The organism is Sphingomonas adhaesiva, from assembly GCF_036946305.1.
GTDB lineage: Bacteria > Pseudomonadota > Alphaproteobacteria > Sphingomonadales > Sphingomonadaceae > Sphingomonas > Sphingomonas adhaesiva_B.
In genome coordinates this window covers 244545-262802 of the sequence record NZ_JAQIJJ010000004.1, presented here as the reverse complement: position 1 = coordinate 262802, position 18258 = coordinate 244545, and the positions used below count along the sequence as shown (strand labels likewise).

Here is an 18258-nt window from a genome sequence, read left to right as displayed (position 1 = left end):
AAATGGAATATGCATATTGACAATCGTCTGACATTATCATTTTTTGCGCGGCAATGATGCTCTAATAGCCACCTGGGGGGTGACAAGATGAAGCTGAGCCGCATGCGTGTCCGTCTGTTGGGCGGGGCAATGATGATGATCGGGGCGTTCCCGGGCTGGGCCGTGGCGCAGGAGGCGCCGGCCGCCACGACGCAGGAGGCGGCGGAGCGCGCCACCCATGCCTCGGCGCCGGCACAGGCGCCCGACGTCGCGCCGGATGCGACCCCGGTCGGCTCCGGCGATATCGTCGTCGTCGGCAACCGCTACGACGCGACCAATCTTCAGATGCGGTCCAGCAACACCGTCAGCGTGCTGTCGGCCGACGACCTGGCGCATACCGCGGTCCACAATGTGGCGGAGGCGCTGGGGCTGTTGCCGGGCATCAACGTCATGAACACCGGCTCCGCCTTCGCCGGCGGCGTCGATGGCGCCTCGCGCGGCGAGGGCATGTTCGTGTCGATCCGCGGCCTCAACTCCGAATATAACATCAACCTGATCAACGGCGTGTCGGTGGCGCAGGGCAATCCCTACAGCCGCGGCGTGCAGCTCAGCCTGCTGCCGCCGTCGGGGTTGCAGACGATCGTGCTCAACAAGACGTCGCAGCCCGATATGCTGGGCGATGCGATCGGCGGCACGATCGACTTCCGCACCCCGTCCGCGTTCGATTACAGCGCCAAGACCCGCGGCAGCGTCACGGTCGGCGGGCGGCTGGAAAGCCGCGCGCGCGCCTATGGCAAGGACGGGCTGGGCTTCAACGTCGGCGGCGACATCTCGACCCGCTTCGGCGCGCAGGACGAGTTCGGCGTCTATGTCAGCGGCTTCTACGACAAGCGCAACTATGCCAACAGCCTGGTCGGCGGCATCCAGGCGTCGGGCTGCTGCGACTTCGGCTACGATTTCGCGGTCCAGAACGCCGACGGCTCCAGCCCCGCCAACCTCGATCCGGCCGCCAACCTGATCCTGACCGGCGCCAATTTCGGCATGTCGTCGGGTTCGACCGAACGCTACGGCGGCAACGCCACGTTCGACTGGCGGCCGGACGACGACACCTCGCTCTATGCCCGCGTCACCTATGCGCGCGCGAATACCGAGCAGAACAGCCACCTGACCCAGATCGTGGCGATGAACAAGCAGACCGGGTCCGACGGCACGCCGCTCGGCAACGGCCTGTATGCGCCGGTCCTGTCGAACGTGTCGACGCGCTTCTGGTACGAGACGAACCCGGCGCGCGCCACGCTGGGCACCGCGCAGATCGGCGGCGAGAAGCATATCGGCGCGCTGACCGTGGCGCCGAACCTCTTCTACAGCTGGGGCGGCAATGCGCGGCCCAACCATATCGAGGTGGCGGCGCGCACGCTGGGCAGCGACGGCAACGGCACGCCGTTCGGCGGGTCGACGCTGTTCGGCTATGCGAACGGCTATCCCGTGCCGCTGCTGCCGCAGAACATCTACAATCTGCTCAACAACATCCCGGGCATGCCGGCGGCGGGCGGGGCACCCGAATACACGCCGCAGACCAGTACGCAGAAGAAGGGCGGCGGCCGCGTCGACCTGCGCTACGACTTCGACGACAGCGCCACGCTGCGCTACGTCAAGGGCGGCTTCCGCGTCGAGGAAAGCAACCGCACCGTCACCAACCGCGACTATACCGTGCCCGGTTATGGCAGTGCCACGACGTTCGGCGACCTGGGCATCATCTCCAAGTCCCGAGCGTGTGGCCGGGCCGCTACAATTGGGCGGTGCCGGAGATCGACCAGGGCAAGCTGTTCGCGTTGTTCGACAAGTTGGGCGGCGCGACGGACGCGACGATCGACACCTGCGGCAGCAACCCGGTCAACAGCTTCAACTGCAACACGCAGAGGGCGAAGGAGCGGATCTATGCCGCCTATGCGCTCGCCAACCTGCAATTCGGCGATCTGGAGGTGATCACCGGCGCGCGGTACGAGCACAGCATCATCGACAACGTCTTCTGGGTGACGCCGACGGTGGAGGGCGTGACGCAGACCGGCCATTTCGCCGGCAATAAGGCGACCTTCGACGCCTTCCTGCCCAGCCTCGCGCTGAACTACCGCCCGGCTCGTGGTGCGGTATATCGCGCCGCGGTGTGGACCAGCTACGTGCGGCCGCCGTTCCTCCAGCTCGGCGGCGGAACGAGCACCAGCAAGTCCGGCAATGTCACCACCGTGACGCAGGGCAATCCCGACCTGAAGGCGATCCGCGCGCTCAACCTCGATGCGTCGGGCGAGTGGGATTTCGGCCAGGGTGGTCATGTGATGCTCGCCGGCTTCTACAAGCGGCTGCGCAACTACATCTACGACGCCGGCAGCAGCGCGGGCATCGTCACCGGCAGCAACCTGGGCGTCACCTCGGGCACGATCACCTACAAGCCGTCGAACGGCGGCTCGGGCGACGTCTATGGCATCGAACTGTCGGCGCGGCAGAAGCTGTCGGCGCTGCCCGGTTTCCTCTCCGGCTTCGGCGTGGCGGGGAACATCACGCGGCAGTGGACGAAGGTCGACGTGCTGGGCGACGGCACGCGGATGGACCGTATCCAGAACGCGCCCGACCTGCTCGCCAATGCGCAGCTCTTCTACGAGAGCGGGCCGCTGACGTTCGACATCAACTACGATCACAGCGGCAGCTACGTCTCGGTCTATGACACGCTGGGCAAGGGCGCGAGCTGGGACGATGTCTGGGTGCGCCCGATCAACCGCGTCGACCTGCACGCGGGCTATGCGGTGACGGAGCGGGTGAAGCTCGACCTCTCGATCTCCAACCTGTTCAACACCTACAGCTATTGGGCGCATATCGGGAAGGACAGCCTGGCGGTGTCCGACATCGTCAACTCGGGGACGACCTCGCTGTTGACCGCGACGATGCGACTGTAGGGAAGGGCGAGGACGGATGAAGGGGAAGGCGACGCGCCGCGACGTGGTGATCGGCGGATTGGCCGGGGTCGCGGGCGCGGTCGCGGCGCCGTCCCTCGCGGCACCGGGTGTCGCGCCGGCGCGCGCGGCGGGGAACAGCCGCTTCGTCGATCCCTTCATCGGCACCGGCGGGCACGGCCATACCTATCCCGGCGCGGTGCGGCCTTTCGGGATGGTGCAGCTGAGCCCCGATACCGACAATGCGCGCTGGGATGCGTGTTCGGGCTATCATCACGACGACGCGACGATGCTGGGCTTTTCGCACACGCATCTGTCGGGCACCGGCGTCGGCGACCTGATGGACGTGCTGCTGGTGCCACGCGTCGGCCCTGTCGTGCTCGATCCCGGCACGCTGGAGCGGCCGCAGGGCAGCTATCGCCAGCGCTTCCGCCATGACGACGAGCAGGCGCGCGCCGGCTATTATGCGGTGCGCTTTCCCGACAGCGGCATCGCCGCGGAGCTGACGGTCACCGATCGCGTCGGCTATCATCGCTATCGCTTTCCCGGCGCCGGGCACCTGCTGGTCGATCTCGCGCATGGCGCGCGCGACGAGCCGGATCCCGCCAGCGTCGGCGTCGATCCGCCCAGGCCGACGCCGGTCACCGACGCCTCGCTGCGGCTGGTCGGGCGCGACACGCTGGTGGGATCGCGACGGGTGCAGCAATGGGCCAATGGCCGCGTCATCCATTTCGCGCTGCGCGTGTCGCGACCGTTCGCGGACGCGCACTTCTTCAGCAACGACCGCCCCGTCGACCCCGATCCGAACGGCGGCATCGCCGGCGCGGCGTTGAAGGCGGCGCTGATGTTCCCCGACGCGGGCGACGCGCCGCTGGTCGTGCGCGTCGCGCTGTCGGGCGTGGATGTCGAGGGCGCGCTGGCGAACCTGGCGGCGGAGGGCGCGCAGGAGGAGTTCGACCGCGTGGCGGACGATGCCCGCGCCGCCTGGGATGGCGCGCTCGCCGGGCTGGCGATCGAGGGAGCGAGCGCGGCGGAGGCGCGCATCTTCTACACCGCCGCCTATCACGCGATGCTGGCGCCGACGCTGTTCTCGGACAGCGACGGGCGCTATCGCGGCATGGACACCGCGGTGCATCGGCTGCCCGCGGGGGCGCACAATTACAGCACCTATTCGCTGTGGGACACGTATCGCACGCTGCATCCGCTGCTGGGACTGATCCAGCCGGAGCGCAATGCCGATCTGGTGCGCGGCCTCGCGCGCATGACGCTGGAGACGCCGGCCGGCCCGCCGGTATGGCCGCTGCAGGGGATCGAGACGCATTGCATGATCGGCTGGCATTCGGCGGTGGTGATCGCCGAGGCCCTGGTCAAGCGCGTGCCCGGGCTGGACGCCGCCGCGATCTGGCCGGCGTTCCGCGATCTGGCGTTCCGCAGCGAGGCGCGCGGGCTGCGCCCGTATCGCACGCTCGGCTACATCCCCGCCGACAAGGTGCAGGAGGCGGCCAGCAAGACGCTGGAATATGCCTATGACGACTGGGCGATGGCGGTCATCGCCGAGCATGCGGGGGCGACGGAAGATGCCGCGCGCCTGCGCGCACGCTCGCGGAACTATCGCCATCTGTTCGACCCCGCGACCGGCTTCATGCGGCCGCGGCTGGCGGACGGCGCCTGGGCGGAACCGTTCGATCCGCGCGCGCTGGGGCATGACACCGCGCACTGGCGCGATTTCACCGAATGCAATGCGTGGCAGGCGACCTTCCTGAACCAGCATGACGTCTATGGCCTGATCGACCTGTTCGGCGGCGATGCGGCGTTCGAGACGAAGCTGGATGCGCTGTTCGCGGCGGAGGGCGGGATCGCGGGCGACACGGTGCCCGACATCACCGGCATGGTTGGCCAATATGCGCACGGCAACGAGCCGAGCCACCATGTCGCCTATCTCTACGCCTATTGCGGGGCGCCGTGGAAGACGCAGGCGCGCGTGCGGATGCTGCTCGCCGGCCAGTATCGCGCCGCGCCGGACGGCTTGGCGGGCAACGAGGATTGCGGGCAGATGAGCGCCTGGTACGTGATGAGCGCGCTGGGCCTGTATCCGGTCGATCCGGTCAGCGGCGTCTATGTCTTCGGCGCGCCGCTGCATCGTCGCGCGACCGTGACGCTGGGCGCCGGGCGGCGCCTGGTGATCGAGGCGCCCGGCGTATCGGCGGCGGCGGTCTATGTGCAGGAGGTGACGTGGAACGGTCGCCCCTGGACGAAGAGCTGGATCGCGCATGACGAACTGGCGAGGGGCGGGCGGCTGGTGTTCCGGATGGGGGCACGTCCCAACACCGCCTTCGGCCGCCGTGCGGCCGACCGCCCGCCGTCGTTCGGCGCGGTCAGACCGTCTGCGTGACCTTCGCGAGGTGCGGCGGCGCATCGGGGTTCAGCCCGCGGCGCAGCGACAGCGCATTGGCCGCGCGATAGAAGCTCTGGAGCATGAGGATCGGCTCGATCGCGGGGTGCGCGGCGCTGGCCGGCAGGTCGCCGCCGGCAGCGGCAGGATCGGCCAGCAGCACGTTCGCCCCGCGCGCCGCGAACTCCTCCGCCACCGTCGTGACGCTGCGCCCGGCCGCGTCCGAGCCGGCGATCGCGAGGATCGGGAAGCCTGCGCCGACGATCGTCATCGGTCCGTGGCGCACCTCAGCGGCGCTGAACGCCTCGGCATGAAGCGCGCAGGTCTCCTTCAGCTTCAGCGCCATCTCCTGCGCGATGCCCAGGCCATAGCCGCGCCCGACGACGAACAGATTGTGCGCGCCCGCCAGCCGGTCGACCATCGCGCCCCAATCCTGTTCGAAGGCATCGCGCAGGCACAGCGGCAACGCCTCCACCGCGGCACGGATCGTCGTGTCGCCCGACACGGCCGCGGCGAGCGCCAGCAGCGCGGCCATCGCGGCGATGCACGACTTGGTCGCCGCGACCGAGCGTTCCGGTCCGGCGCTCAGCCGGACGACGACGTCGGATGCCGCCGCCAGCGGCGACGCCTCGTCGTTGACCAGTGCCACGATTTGCGCACCGGCGGTGCGATACGCCTCCACCGTCGCCAGCAGGTCCGGGCTGCGCCCCGATTGCGAGATCGCGATGAACAGCGTGTCGGGGCCGCCGCCCGCCGGCGCGGCAAAGACCGATGCGGTCGACGGCGCGGCGGAGATCACCGGGACGTGCAGCAGCGTTTCGAACAGATATTTGCCGAAGGTGGCGGCATGGTCGGACGATCCGCGCGCGCAGGTGACGATCATCCGCGGCGGCAGGGCGCGCAGCCGCTCCGCCAGCGTCTCGATCGCCGCGCCATTGGCGGCCAGCATACGGGCGACCGCGGGGCCGCTGTCGCGCGCTTCGACGAACATGCGCGTGCTGGTATCGGCTGAAACGCTCATCGGTCCTCCGGGGCTGATATGGACCGAATATTCTATAAAGTGGAAAAATGCTAGATATGTTTCGCGCCTGTGCTAACGTCCGGTATGACCGCCGTTCCGCCCGCTGACTGTACCCGGCGCGCCGTGATCGCGGGCGCCGCCGCGGCGGCCTGCGCGACGATGCCCGCCGCCCGTGCGCTGGCGACGCCGCTGCCGACGCGCCGCCCGCCACTGGCGGAGCGCCGCTTCGTCAGCCGTGCGGTGGAGGCGCAGATCATGCGCGTCGCGGCGCGGATCGGCGATCCGCAACTCGCCTGGCTGTTCGCCAATTGCTATCCCAATACGCTCGACACGACGGTGGAGATCGGGACGGTCGACGGGCGCGACGATACGTTCGTCATCACCGGTGACATTCCCTGTATGTGGCTGCGCGACAGCGCGGCACAGGTCCATGGTTATCTGCCGCTCGCCCGGCGCGATCCGGCGCTGCGCCGGTTGCTCCGCGGGCTGATCGGGCGGCACGCGCGCTGCATTCTGATCGATCCCTATGCCAATGCCTTCACGCGCTCGGCGACCGATGCGACGCCGCTGTCATGGGCAAAGGACGACCTGACGACGATGACGCCCGGCGTGGCGGAGCGGAAGTGGGAACTCGATTCGCTCTGCCATGTCGTCCGCCTCGCACACGGATATTGGCGCGCGACGCGCGACGGCACGCCGTTCGACGCGCAATGGGGCGAGGCGGCGCGGCGGATCGTCGCGACGTTTCGCGCCGAGCAGCGCAAGGACGGTGGCAGCCCCTATCGCTTCCAGCGTGCGGCGGAGAGCGCGACCGACACGTTGATCCTCGACGGCCATGGCGCACCGACGCGCAAGGTCGGGCTGATCCATTCGATGTTCCGGCCCTCCGACGATGCGTGCGTCTATCCGTTTCTCGTCCCGGCCAATCTGTTCGCGGTCGCCGCGCTGCGCTGGCTGGCGGAACTGGCGCACGAGGTGCGCGGCGATGCGGCGCTGGCGATGCAGGCGCTGGCCCTGGCGGACGAGGTCAACGCCGCGCTGCGTCGCCACGCGCTGATTGGCGAGGGGGATGCCGCGATATGGGCCTATGAGATCGACGGCTATGGCAACGCACTGTTCATGGACGATGCCAATGCGCCCAGCCTGTCGTCGCTGGCGCTGCTGGGCTGCGTCGAGCGCGACGACGCGACGTTCCGCCGCACCGAGGCGAGGTGCTGGAGCGCGGACAATCCGTATTTCTTCACCGGCCGCGCGGGGGAGGGGATCGGCGGGCCGCATGTCGGGCTGGGCATGATCTGGCCGATGTCGCTGATCGTGCGCGCGATGAGCAGCGACGACGATGCCGTCATCCGCCGCTGCCTCCAGGTGCTCAAGACCAGCCACGCGGGCACCGGCTTCATGCACGAGGCGTTCGCCGCGAGCGATCCGACGCGCTTCACGCGGCCGTGGTTCGCCTGGGCGAATGCGCTGTTCGGCGAGATGATCCTGGACCTGGCGGCGCGCCGCCCCGGCGTGCTGGCGTGATCCCGTCGCTACACCGGCTCCATCCGTCCCGACGCGATGGAGCGCTGCGCCGCCTCCGCCAGCGCCAGTGCCGCGACGCCGTCATGATGATCGACCGCGGGCGCGGCGCCGTCGAGCATGTCCGCGAAATGCGCGATCTCGCGGCGATAGGCCTCGGCGTAGCGGTCGAGGAAGAAATGCTGGATCGGGGCGTACCGTCGCCCCTTCGCGCTCCAATGCTCGACCATGGTCTGCGCGACATTGTCGACGCGCAGCAGGCCGCCGCTGCCGAACACCTCGATCCGCTGATCATAACCGTAGCCGCTACGACGACTGGAGCTGATCGTGCACATCCGGCCGTCGGCGGTGGTCAGGATGGTGCGTGCGGTGTCGACGTCGCCCGCCGCCGCGATCGCAGGATCGACGAGGCAGGCGGCATGCGCGAACACGCCGGTGATGGGTGCATCGATCAGCCAGCGCGCCATGTCGAAATCGTGGATCACCATGTCCCGGAACAGCCCGCCCGACGTCGCGACATAGTCGATCGGCGGCGTCGCGGGATCGTGGCTGACGATATGCACCGCCTCCACCGCGCCGATCGCGCCCTCGCGCAGCCGGTCGCGCAGGCTGGCGATATGCGGGTCGAAGCGGCGGTTGAAGCCGATCAGCGCGCGCGCGCCCATCCGATCGAGCGTCTCCGCCGCGGACCAGGCGCGGGCGAGGTCGAGGTCGACGGGCTTTTCGCAGAAGATCGCCTGTCCGTTGCGCGCGGCGGCCAGCATCAGGTCGACATGCGTCGCGGTCGGGCTGGCGATGACGATGCCGGCGATGCCGGGCATCGCCAGCGCGGTGTCGACGTCGACGGCCTCCGTGGCATGACGCGCCGCCAGCGCCTGTGCCGCGGCGGGCACCGCATCGGCCACGCACGCGAGCGCGAGGCGCGGGTGAGCGGCGATCGACGCCGCATGGATCGCCCCGATCCGTCCCACGCCGATCAACGCGATCTGATGCACGCTCGCTCCCTTCACCGCCGCATGCTCTTTCCACCCACCATCCGCGTTCGGCAAGCCCGCACGCCGGGAGACGCGACATGACCCCGCCGCCATCGCGCCCGCTGGACCTGATCACCATCGGGCGATCGTGCGTCGATCTGTATGGCGAGCAGGTCGGCGGGCGGCTGGAGGACATGGCGAGCTTCGCCAAATATGTCGGCGGCAGCCCGACCAACACCGCGATCGGCGCGGTCCGGCTGGGCCTGCGCGCCGGGTTGCTGACGCGGGTGGGCGACGATCACATGGGCCGCTTCGTGCGCGAGCAACTGGTGCGCGAAGGGGTGGAGACGCGCGGCGTGCTGACCGATCGCGAGCGGCTGACCGCGCTGGTCGTGCTGGGGATTCGCGATCGCGACACCTTCCCGCTGATCTTCTATCGCGAGAATTGCGCCGACGCGGCACTCGACGAAGCGGACGTGGATCCCGACTATATCGCGACGGCGGACGCGGTGCTGATCAACGGCACCCATCTGTCGCAGCCCGGCGTGCGTCGCGCCAGCATCGCGGCGGCGCGACTGGCGAAGGCGGGGGGCGGGCGTGTCGTGTTCGACATCGACTATCGCCCGGTCCTGTGGGGTCTGGCACCACGCGACCGCGGCGAGGATCGCTTCGTCGCGGACGATGCCGTCACGCAGGCGTTGCAGGCGGTCCTGCCGCTGGTCGACCTGGTCGTCGGCACCGTGGAGGAGGTTCATATCCTGGGCGGCGCCACCGATACCGTCGCGGCGCTCCGCGCCATCCGGCAGCGGACACCGGCGACGATCGTGGTGAAGCGCGGCGTCAGGGGCTGCACGATCGTCGATGGCGAGGTGCCGGCGCGGCTGGACGATGCGCTGACGGTGCCGGGGCATCACGTCGAGATGTTCAACGCGCTGGGTGCGGGCGACGCCTTCATGGCGGGGTTCCTGCGCGGATGGCTGCGCGGCGCGGCGCTGGAGACGGCAGGCGCGTGGGGCAATGCGTGCGGGGCGCTGGTCGTGTCGCGCCACGGTTGCGCGCCGGCGATGCCCGGCTGGGAAGAGATGCGGACGTTCATGGCCGCGACCGACCGGCCGTATCGCGTGCGCGACGACCAGCGGCTGGAGCGGCAGCATCGCGCGGTGGAGCGCGGCGCACCCTATGCGGACCTGATGGTGCTGGCGGTCGACCATCGCACGCATTTCGAGGAGCTGGTGGCGCGGCTGGGGGAGGCGAGCCGGCCGCGCGTCGCGCACTTCAAGTCGCTGGTGCTGCGCGCCACCGACCGGCTGGCCGGCGGGGATCGCGGCTTCGGCGTGCTGCTGGACGGCGGCGATGGCGCGCGTGCGCTCGAGGCGGCGGAGGATCTGCCCTATTGGATCGGCCGCCCGATCGAACTGCCGGGCTCGCGCCCGCTGACGTTCGAGGCGGGGCTGGACCCGGCGGTGACCCTGCGCGGCTGGCCGGTGCGGCAGGTGGTGAAATGCCTGGTCTATTACCGCGTCGACGATCCGGCCGACCTTCGCGCGGCGCAGGATCGCGAGCTGATGCGGCTGTATGAGGCGTGCCGGGCGACACGACACGAATTGCTGCTGGAGGTCATCGTGTCCGCGCATGGCGCGGTCGATGCGCACACGACCGCGGAGGTACTGGACCATCTCTACGCGCTGGGCGTCTATCCCGACTGGTGGAAGCTGGAGCCGTCCGACGATCCCGCGGCCTGGGCGGCGATCGCGCGGGTGATCCAGGCACGCGACCCCGATTGCCGCGGGGTGCTGCTGCTCGGCCTGTCCGCGACGCCGGAGGTGCTGCTCGACCGCTTCGCGATCGCCGCGGCGTGCCCGGTCGTGAAGGGTTTTGCGGTCGGCCGGACGATCTGGCACAAGGCCGCCGCCGACTGGCTGGCCGGCACGATCGACGAGGATGTTGCGGTGGCGCGGATCGCGGCCAATTTCGAAATGCTGGTGGATGCCTGGCGGCGCGCGCGTGCGTCCTGCGCCGGCTGACGCATGACGGAGCCGTCGTTCGTGCGGCTGACGGCGGCGCAGGCGCTGGTCCGCTGGATGATCGCGCAGCGCGTGGAGACGGATGACGGCGTCGTCCCCTTCTTCGCGGGCGTCTGGGCGATCTTCGGCCATGGCAATGTCGCCGGACTGGGGGAGGCGCTGGCGGGGGTCGGCGATGCGCTGCCGACGCTGCGCGCGCATAACGAGCAGGGGATGGCGCATGCCGCGGTCGCCTTCGCCAAGGCGCATCGGCGCGAACGGGCGATGGCCTGCACCAGCTCGATCGGCCCGGGTGCGACCAATCTGGTGACGGCGGCGGCGGTGGCGCACGTCAATCGCCTGCCGCTGCTGCTGCTGCCCGGCGACGTCTTCGCCAGCCGGCGACCCGATCCGGTGTTGCAGCAGCTGGAATGCTTTTCGGACCCGACCGTGACGGTCAACGATTGCCTGCGCCCGGTGTCGCGGCTGTTCGACCGGATCACGCGCCCCGAGCAGCTGGTCGACGCGCTGCCGCGCGCGATAGCGGTGCTGACGGATCCGGCCGCCTGCGGTCCAGTGACCCTGTGCCTGTGCCAGGACGTGCAGGCCGAGGCGTTCGACTATCCCGCCGCGCTGTTCCGCACGCGGACGTGGCGGCGGCGGCGCGCGCCGGCGGATGCCGCGGAACTGGCGGCGCTGGTGGCGGCGCTGCGCGGTGCGCGATCGCCGTTGATCGTGGCGGGCGGCGGCGTGCTGTATGCGCGCGCGGAGCAGCGGCTGGCGGCATTTGCCACCGCAACGGGGATCCCGGTCGCCGAAACGCAGGCGGGCAAGGGCGCGCTGGCGGGCGATCACCCCCATCTGCTGGGCGGCATCGGGGTGACCGGGACGCAAGCGGCCAACGACGCCGCGGCGGCGGCGGACGTGATCGTCGCGATCGGCACGCGATTGCAGGACTTCACCACCGGATCGCGGACGCTGTTCGCCGCGGACGCGATGCTGTTCCAGGTCAATGTCGCGGCGCATGACGTGGCCAAGCACGACGCGCACCCGGTGTTGGGCGATGCCGCGGTCGTACTGGACGCGCTGGCGGCGGCGTTGCGTGACTGGCAGGTCGATGCCGCCTGGCGCGACCGTCACGCCGCCGCCATCGCCGCATGGGACGACGAGGTGTCGGAGGCGCTGGCCGACGATGGTCGCGATGCGCCGCCGTCCGATGCGCAGGTGATCGGCGCGGTGTGGCGCCGTGCCGCGCGCGACGACGTGATCGTCTGTGCGGCCGGCGGCCTGCCCGGCGAGCTGCACAGGCTGTGGCGGGTATCGCGGCCCGGCGGCTATCATGCCGAGTACGGCTTTTCCTGCATGGGCTATGAGATCGCGGGCGGGATGGGCGTGGCGCTGGCCTCGCCCGGGCGGCGCGTGACGGTGATGGTCGGCGACGGCAGCTATCTGATGCTCAATTCGGAGATCGCGACCGCGGTCGCGATGCGATGCCGCATGACGATCGTCGTGCTCGACAATGGCGGGTTCGGGTGCATCGACCGGCTGCAACGCGGCACCGGCGGCGCATCGTTCGGCAACCTCCGTACTGCGGACATGCCGGCGATCGACTTCGTCGCGCATGCGCGCAGCCTGGGGGCGGCGGCGGAGCAGGTGGATCGCATCGACGCGCTGGAGGCCGCGCTGTTACGCGCGGGCAATCGCGACGGGGTCAGCGTCGTCGTGATCGCGACCGACCCGACGCGTGCGACCGCGAGCGGCGGGCATTGGTGGGACGTGCCCGTGGCGGAGCGCTCCGACCGCGCCGAGGTGCGCGCCGCACGCCGCCGCTACGACGCCGACCGGACCGCAGCGTCGCGACGTCCGCCTTTATCGTGACCCGCCGGTCTGGCATGGCGGCCCGCGCATGAGTGCCAACGACTAGGGAGTGCGGGCGTGGTCATCAGCTGGGGAGTGAGCCCCATCGCCTGGATGAACGACGACATGCCGGAACTGGGCGCGGGCACGACGGTCGAACAGGTGCTGGACGATGCGCGCGCGATCGGGTTCGACGGCATCGAACTGGGCCATGCCTTCCCGCGCGAGCCGGCGGCGCTGGCATCGCTGCTGTCGCGCCATCGCCTGCGGCTGGTCGGCGGCTGGTACGGATCGAGCCTGCTGACCCGTTCGGCGGAGGCGGAGATCGCGATGCTCGGCCCGCATCTCGACCTGTTGCGGCGCATGGGCAGCGATGTGTTCGTCCTGGCCGAGACGTCGAACGCCATCCATGCCGATCGTACCGCGCGGCTGGCCGACGCGCCACGGCTCGATGCCGCCGATTGGACCATGTTTGGGCGCCGCCTCGACCGCGTCGCCGAGTATCTCGCCGAGCGGGACATGCGGCTGGCCTATCATCATCACCTCGGCACCGTGGTCGAGACGGGCGACGATCTGTGCCGCCTGCTCGACGCCACGCATGAGCAGGTCGGGCTGACGATCGATACGGGGCATGCGACGCTCGCCGGGATCGACGCGGCGGCGCTGGTCCGCGACCATCCGCGGCGCATCGCCCACGTCCATTGCAAGGATGTGCGCCGCGCGCGCCATGCGCAGGTGCGCGCGGCGGGTGGAAGCTTCCTCGATGGTGTCGTGGCCGGCATGTTCACGGTGCCCGGCGATGGCGACATCGATTTCGCCCCGTTCTTCCGCTCGCTCGCCGCAATGGACTATGCGGGGTGGATCGTGGTCGAGGCGGAGCAGGATCCCGCCGTCGCGCCGCCGCTGCCCTGCCAGCGGCGCGGGCTGGAGACGCTGCGCGCCGCGGCGGCGCAGGCGGGATTGTCGGCGTCGTGACGCTCCTCGTCCGCCCCTCCGCGCCGGACGCCGATGGCGTCGTCATCGACGTGACGCCCGCGAGCGCCGGCTGGACGCATGTCGGCTTCCGCGTGGTGCGGCTGCGCCCCGGCGAGCATTATGTCGGCGGCGAGCAGGGGCGCGAGGCGTGCCTGGTGCTGGCCACGGGCCGCGCGACGATCATCGCGGGCGACACGCGCTTCGACGCGATCGGCGGGCGCGAGGACGTCTTCTCCGGCGCGCCGACGTCGGTCTATGTGCCCGCTGGGCAGACCTATGGCGTGACGGCGGAGACGCCGGTCGAGCTGGCGATCTGTTCGGCACCGGCAGCGGGGCGCAAGCCGGTGCGGATGATCGCGCCGCACCAGGTCGGCGAGGAAACGCGCGGGCAGGGCACCAACACCCGCTTCGTCCGCAACATCTTGCCCGATACCAGCGACATCGCGGAATCGCTGCTGGTGGTGGAGGTCGTCACCCCCGGCGGCCATTGGTCGAGCTATCCACCGCACAAGCACGACAGCGACGCATGGCCGCACGAGACTCAGCTGGAGGAAACCTACTGGCATCGGCTGCGCCGTCCGGAGGGCTTCGCGATGCAGCGCGTCTATACCGACGATCGCGCGCTGGACGAGACGATGACGATCGGCGACGGCGACGTCGTGCTGGTGCCGCGCGGCTATCACCCGGTGGCGGCGGCGCATGGTTACGACCTTTATTACCTGAACGTGATGGCGGGGCCGCGCCGCGCGTGGCGCTTCACCACCGATCCCGCATTCGCATGGTTGTCGGGGGTGACGCGCTGACGGTCGATCGTTACGCCGCGGTCAGCTAGTCGGGATAGGTGGCGCGCTGGTTCGCGGACGCGACCGTCGAACGTGAAAAGGATGCGCGCGTGACCCACCCCTCCTATGTCCTCGTCCTGCGCTGTGCGGAGCGCAAGGGCATCGTCGCCGCCGTGTCGCGCTTTCTGGTCGAGCATGACATGACGATCGGCGAATCGAGCCAGCATCGCGATCCGTCGACCGACACCTTCTTCATGCGCGTCGAGTTCCGTCCCGATGGCGATGCAGCGGTCGGGCTGGAGCGACTGCGCGCCGACTTCGTGCCGCTGGCGCGCGACATGGCGATGGACTGGGAATTGCACGATCGATCGGTCAGGCCGCGCGTGCTGATCGCGGTATCGCGGTTCGGCCATTGCCTGTACGACCTGCTGCACCGCTGGCGTGCCGGGTTGCTGCCGATCGAGATCGTGGGCGTCTTCTCCAACCACGACGACATGCGCTCGTTCGTCGAATGGAACGGGCTGCCCTATCATCACCTGCCGGTGACGAAGGAAACGAAGGACGCGCAGGAGCAGCGCGTCATCGATCTGGTCGATTCGCTCGACGTCGATCTGGTGGTGCTGGCGCGCTACATGCAGATTCTGTCGCCGCGATTGTGCGCGTATCTGTCGCTGCGGTGCATCAACATCCACCACAGCTTCCTGCCCAGCTTCAAGGGCGCCAAGCCTTATCATCAGGCGCACGCGCGCGGGGTGAAGATGATCGGCGCCACCGCGCATTACGTCACCACCGACCTGGACGAAGGGCCGATCATCGCGCAGGACGCGCGCCACGTCAGCCACGCGCTGACGCCCGAGGGCTTCGTCGCGCTGGGGCAGGAGGTGGAAAGCGCGGTGCTGGCGCGCGCCGTGCTGTGGCAGGCGGAACATCGCATCATCGCCAACGGGCAGAAGACGGTCGTGTTCGGCTGAGGGCGCCGTTTGCCGCGTCACCCGTCATCAACTCAGTTGCGCCGCGCCTTCGTGACGTAATCTGGCGTTGGCGATGGTGAGGCAGCCGGGTGGCAGCGTGGCGGCGAAGCGGCCGAGCGCGTCCGGGGTGTTGGCGATCTGGTGGCAGCGGCAGGTGGTGCTGTCGAAGACAAGGATGGCCGCCTTGCCGACGTCGCAGCCGATGAAGCAGGTGGAAAGGGTGGCAGGCTCGGTCATGACGGGCTATCCTTCGGGCAGCCTGTGATTGTCTGCGGGCGTCGAGGAGCGGCCCAGGCAACTCACCAGGCGTGACGGGAAGCGGACAGCCGAGCAGGATGACGACGGGCGCGACGCCCTGTTGCGAGACGGCCTGACTGTCCGCGCCCGGCGCCGGGCATCCCGATCATGCGGGACACACCCCTCTAACGCCATCGCCAACAGACAATTGCGAGCGTAGCGAAGCAATCCAGGGTCACGCACCGCGCCGCTCTGGATTGCTTCGCTGCGCTCGCAATGACGGATTGAGGAGACGGACGAATGGTGCCGGTTGCAGGGATCGAACCCGCGACCTTCGGTTTACAAAACCGCTGCTCTACCAGCTGAGCTAAACCGGCGTGCCGCCTCCATGCGTCAGCGGACGCCGAAGGTCCAGCCCTCGGTCGCGGCGACCGCAGGGCTCAGGGCGGGCGGGTGCCACAGGGCGGTGTCGCCCGCGTTCGCGCGCAGCCAGGCCGCGGTCAGGATCGCGTCGGTGGCATGGTCGTCATAGGCGGCGAGCGGGCGGTGCGCGGCGCTGCCCAGCCGCGCCAGTGCCGCATCGAGCGCCACGGCGTCGCGGATCTTGCTGCGGCCCTTGCGCATCCCGGCGGCGCGCGCGGCGATCGCGGTATAGATCTCGACCACCAGCGCGCCATCGTCCGGCACCGGATCGAACGGCCATATCGGCACCCGCCCGCGCAGATGATGGAGCAGCCGCATTCCCGCGAAGCTGGCCTTCGCCACCTGTGCCGCGCCGATCGCGTCATAGACGGTGGACGGCTTGGTGCTGCCGTCCCCCGCCACCTCGCACGCGCGCCAGTGGAGGAAGTCGCGCTTCGCGCCGTCCGCTGCGCCCAGATAGAAATGCCGCCCGCGCCGCGCCTCCAGGAACGAGGCGGCGCCGAGATCCACGTCGTCGCTCATCGCATCGACATAGCGCCACAAGGCGCGCGCATCGGGCGTCTCGACCTCGCCCGGCAGATGCGCGCCGCGCGCCATGAACGGCGCGGAGAAGCTGAAGTCGAACCCCACCAGCATCGAGTCGGCACCGCGCGCCAGCAGCCAGTCGCGCACCGCGGTGCGCGACCACACGCCGCCCGGTGCGGCGACCAGCCCGGGCGCCTCGTCGCTGCCCGCCCGGCACGCGGCGACCGCGATCCCCCTGTGGCGCGCGCCCTTTGCGCCCGACCAGTCGATCGCGACGAACGTGTCGAACGCGCGCATCCGCTCAGCGCGCGGCCAGCACGTCCGCGGTGAATTTCGCCACGTCGAACCGTGCGTCGGTCGGATCCTCGCCGCGGCGGACCACCACGACGCGGTGCGATGGCACGACCATCACATATTGCCCGCGATTGCCCTGCGCCGAATAGCTGCCGACCGGCAGCCCCTGCCGCTCGCCGAACAGCCAGATCGAGGCGCCATAGCCCTCCGCGCGATCGGGCTGCGGCCCCGCTGGCGTGGTCATATAGCGCATCCAGCCGGCGGGCAGCAGGCGGCGGCCCTGCCACACGCCGTCCTGCAGCCAGAACTGCCCCAGCCGCGCCAGGTCGCGCGCGGTGGTATAGACGTCGCTCGACAGGATGTAATTGCCCTGCCAGTCGGTGCCCGCGACGGTGTGGCGCATCCCCAGCGTGTCGAACAGCCGCCCGGGCAGCGCGCGATAGCTCGCCTCGCCCAGCGACGCGCGCAGCGACCGCACCGCCAGCATGATGTCGTTGTTGGCATAGCGGAAGCGTTCGCCCGGGCGCGACGACAGCGGCCAGGACGTCGCCTGCTCCGTCACGGTCGTGCCGCCGAAGTAGATCGCATCGGTGCGGTTGCCCGCGGTGTCGCTGTGCAGCCCCGACGACATGCGCAGCAACTGGTCCAGCGTGATCCGCGCGCGCGGATCGGGGCCATAGGGGCTTTTCCATTCCGGGATGTTCGCCGGGCGGCGCGGATCGACGCCGGAAATGCCCACCAGCGTGCCCGCAATGCTCTTCGCCACCGACCACGTCCGGTTGCCGGTATAGGGGCCGAACCCCTCGCGATAGCGCTCGGCGATCACGCGTCCCTCGTGCAGGATGACGACGCTCACCGTCTCGCTGCCGCGACCATAGCTGCCGTCGAAGGCGCGCTCCACCACGCGCGCCAGCGCTTCCGACGGGCGCGGCGCGATGTCGGCATCGCCCAGCGGCCAGGGGCGCGGATCGGCGCCGGCGGAGGCGGGCGGGGCGGGATAGGCGATGTTGGTGGCCGAGACGTCGCCGATCGGATGCAGCGTGCATCCCCGACCCGCGCGCCATGTCGCGCGGCGCGGCGGCAGCTGGGTGTCGAACGTCACCGTCACGCTCGCGGTGCGCCGGTCGAACCGCACCGGCAGCGTCGGCACGATGCGATCATATTCGGGGTAGATGCCCTTCAGCTCCAGCTGGTCGATCTGCCGCTCGCTGCGCCCGGCGTTGAAGACGCCCGCGCACATGAACGCCGCCTTGTACCCGGCCGCGATCGCACGCGCATAGCTGCCGCGATCCTCCTGCCGCACCGATTGCGGCGATTGCGCCTGCGTGGCAGGCGCTGCGGCCAAGGCGATCAGAAGAC

14 protein-coding genes and 1 tRNA gene are annotated in these 18258 nt (G+C 69.9%); 9 read left to right on the top strand and 6 right to left on the bottom strand.

The features are described from left to right. The first annotated feature begins 102 nt into the window (after positions 1–102). From PGN14_RS07650 to PGN14_RS07640, 3 genes are read left to right on the top strand one after another with little or no spacing between them, the layout of a single operon-like run. Positions 103–1965, top strand: coding sequence for a TonB-dependent receptor plug domain-containing protein (locus PGN14_RS07650; RefSeq protein WP_335298887.1), 1863 nt, complete (start codon positions 103–105; stop codon positions 1963–1965). Then, complete coding sequence (locus tag PGN14_RS07645; protein ID WP_335299191.1) at positions 1848–2927, top strand: TonB-dependent receptor domain-containing protein; 1080 nt, start codon at positions 1848–1850, stop codon at positions 2925–2927. The genes PGN14_RS07650 and PGN14_RS07645 overlap by 118 nt, the downstream gene beginning before the upstream one ends. Before the next feature lie 16 nt (positions 2928–2943). Then, positions 2944–5316, top strand: a complete 2373-nt coding sequence (locus tag PGN14_RS07640; RefSeq protein WP_335298885.1) for a GH92 family glycosyl hydrolase — start codon at positions 2944–2946, stop codon at positions 5314–5316. On the opposite strand, the gene PGN14_RS07635 is transcribed toward PGN14_RS07640, so the two are convergent. Then, positions 5300–6337: an SIS domain-containing protein gene (locus PGN14_RS07635; protein ID WP_335298884.1), complete on the bottom strand. Its 1038-nt coding sequence runs from the start codon at positions 6335–6337 to the stop codon at positions 5300–5302. The two genes, PGN14_RS07640 and PGN14_RS07635, sit on opposite strands and share 17 nt — an antisense overlap. A gap of 84 nt (positions 6338–6421) precedes the next feature. On the opposite strand from PGN14_RS07635, the gene PGN14_RS07630 reads away from it, so the two are divergent. After that, a complete protein-coding gene (locus PGN14_RS07630) occupies positions 6422–7861 on the top strand; it encodes a glycoside hydrolase family 125 protein (RefSeq protein ID WP_335298883.1) in 1440 nt (479 codons plus the stop codon). Between the two features lie 8 nt (positions 7862–7869). Here PGN14_RS07630 and iolG read toward each other — a convergent pair whose 3' ends face one another. Further along, positions 7870–8853 carry an inositol 2-dehydrogenase gene (iolG, locus tag PGN14_RS07625; protein ID WP_335298882.1) on the bottom strand — a complete coding sequence of 328 codons (984 nt, stop codon included), beginning with the start codon at positions 8851–8853 and terminating at the stop codon, positions 7870–7872. A 77-nt stretch (positions 8854–8930) separates the two neighbouring features. Here iolG and PGN14_RS07620 point away from each other — a divergent pair, with 77 nt between their 5' ends. The 5 genes from PGN14_RS07620 (at position 8931) to purU (ending at position 15420) form a co-directional block, all read left to right on the top strand. Then, on the top strand, positions 8931–10856 hold the full coding sequence (locus PGN14_RS07620; protein WP_335298881.1) for a bifunctional 5-dehydro-2-deoxygluconokinase/5-dehydro-2-deoxyphosphogluconate aldolase: 1926 nt from the start codon (positions 8931–8933) through the stop codon (positions 10854–10856). A 3-nt stretch (positions 10857–10859) separates the two neighbouring features. Next, on the top strand, positions 10860–12713 hold the full coding sequence (gene iolD / locus PGN14_RS07615; protein ID WP_335298880.1) for a 3D-(3,5/4)-trihydroxycyclohexane-1,2-dione acylhydrolase (decyclizing): 1854 nt from the start codon (positions 10860–10862) through the stop codon (positions 12711–12713). 75 nt (positions 12714–12788) lie between these two features. Then, positions 12789–13667 carry a myo-inosose-2 dehydratase gene (gene iolE / locus PGN14_RS07610; RefSeq protein ID WP_335298879.1) on the top strand — a complete coding sequence of 293 codons (879 nt, stop codon included), beginning with the start codon at positions 12789–12791 and terminating at the stop codon, positions 13665–13667. Next, positions 13664–14470 carry a 5-deoxy-glucuronate isomerase gene (gene iolB / locus PGN14_RS07605; RefSeq protein WP_335298878.1) on the top strand — a complete coding sequence of 269 codons (807 nt, stop codon included), beginning with the start codon at positions 13664–13666 and terminating at the stop codon, positions 14468–14470. Before iolE ends, iolB begins: the two co-directional genes overlap by 4 nt. Positions 14471–14559: 89 nt before the next feature. Then, positions 14560–15420 (top strand): formyltetrahydrofolate deformylase, encoded by an 861-nt coding sequence (purU, locus tag PGN14_RS07600; RefSeq protein WP_335298875.1) that lies wholly within the window; start codon positions 14560–14562, stop codon positions 15418–15420. 27 nt (positions 15421–15447) lie between these two features. On the opposite strand, the gene PGN14_RS07595 is transcribed toward purU, so the two are convergent. The 4 genes from PGN14_RS07595 to PGN14_RS07580 all read right to left on the bottom strand — a co-directional run bounded on the left by PGN14_RS07595 (position 15448) and on the right by PGN14_RS07580 (position 18244). Next, positions 15448–15657, bottom strand: coding sequence for a hypothetical protein (locus PGN14_RS07595; RefSeq protein ID WP_335298873.1), 210 nt, complete (start codon positions 15655–15657; stop codon positions 15448–15450). 301 nt (positions 15658–15958) lie between these two features. After that, positions 15959–16034 (bottom strand) — tRNA-Thr (locus tag PGN14_RS07590). A 16-nt stretch (positions 16035–16050) separates the two neighbouring features. Continuing rightward, positions 16051–16902, bottom strand: a complete 852-nt coding sequence (locus PGN14_RS07585; protein WP_335298871.1) for a hypothetical protein — start codon at positions 16900–16902, stop codon at positions 16051–16053. A 4-nt stretch (positions 16903–16906) separates the two neighbouring features. After that, positions 16907–18244 carry a serine hydrolase domain-containing protein gene (locus PGN14_RS07580; protein WP_335298870.1) on the bottom strand — a complete coding sequence of 446 codons (1338 nt, stop codon included), beginning with the start codon at positions 18242–18244 and terminating at the stop codon, positions 16907–16909. Positions 18245–18258: the final 14 nt, after the last annotated feature.

Bases quoted from the DNA above. Each gene is read 5' to 3' on its own strand.
- PGN14_RS07650 (WP_335298887.1), top strand. From the start codon at position 103: ATGCGTGTCCGTCTGTTGGGCGGGGCAATGATGATGATCGGGGCGTTC.
- PGN14_RS07640 (WP_335298885.1), top strand. From the start codon at position 2,944: ATGAAGGGGAAGGCGACGCGCCGCGACGTGGTGATCGGCGGATTGGCC.
- PGN14_RS07635 (WP_335298884.1), bottom strand. From the start codon at position 6,337: ATGAGCGTTTCAGCCGATACCAGCACGCGCATGTTCGTCGAAGCGCGC.
- PGN14_RS07630 (WP_335298883.1), top strand. From the start codon at position 6,422: ATGACCGCCGTTCCGCCCGCTGACTGTACCCGGCGCGCCGTGATCGCG.
- PGN14_RS07620 (WP_335298881.1), top strand. From the start codon at position 8,931: ATGACCCCGCCGCCATCGCGCCCGCTGGACCTGATCACCATCGGGCGA.
- iolD (WP_335298880.1), top strand. From the start codon at position 10,860: ATGACGGAGCCGTCGTTCGTGCGGCTGACGGCGGCGCAGGCGCTGGTC.
- PGN14_RS07595 (WP_335298873.1), bottom strand. From the start codon at position 15,657: ATGACCGAGCCTGCCACCCTTTCCACCTGCTTCATCGGCTGCGACGTC.
- PGN14_RS07585 (WP_335298871.1), bottom strand. From the start codon at position 16,902: ATGCGCGCGTTCGACACGTTCGTCGCGATCGACTGGTCGGGCGCAAAG.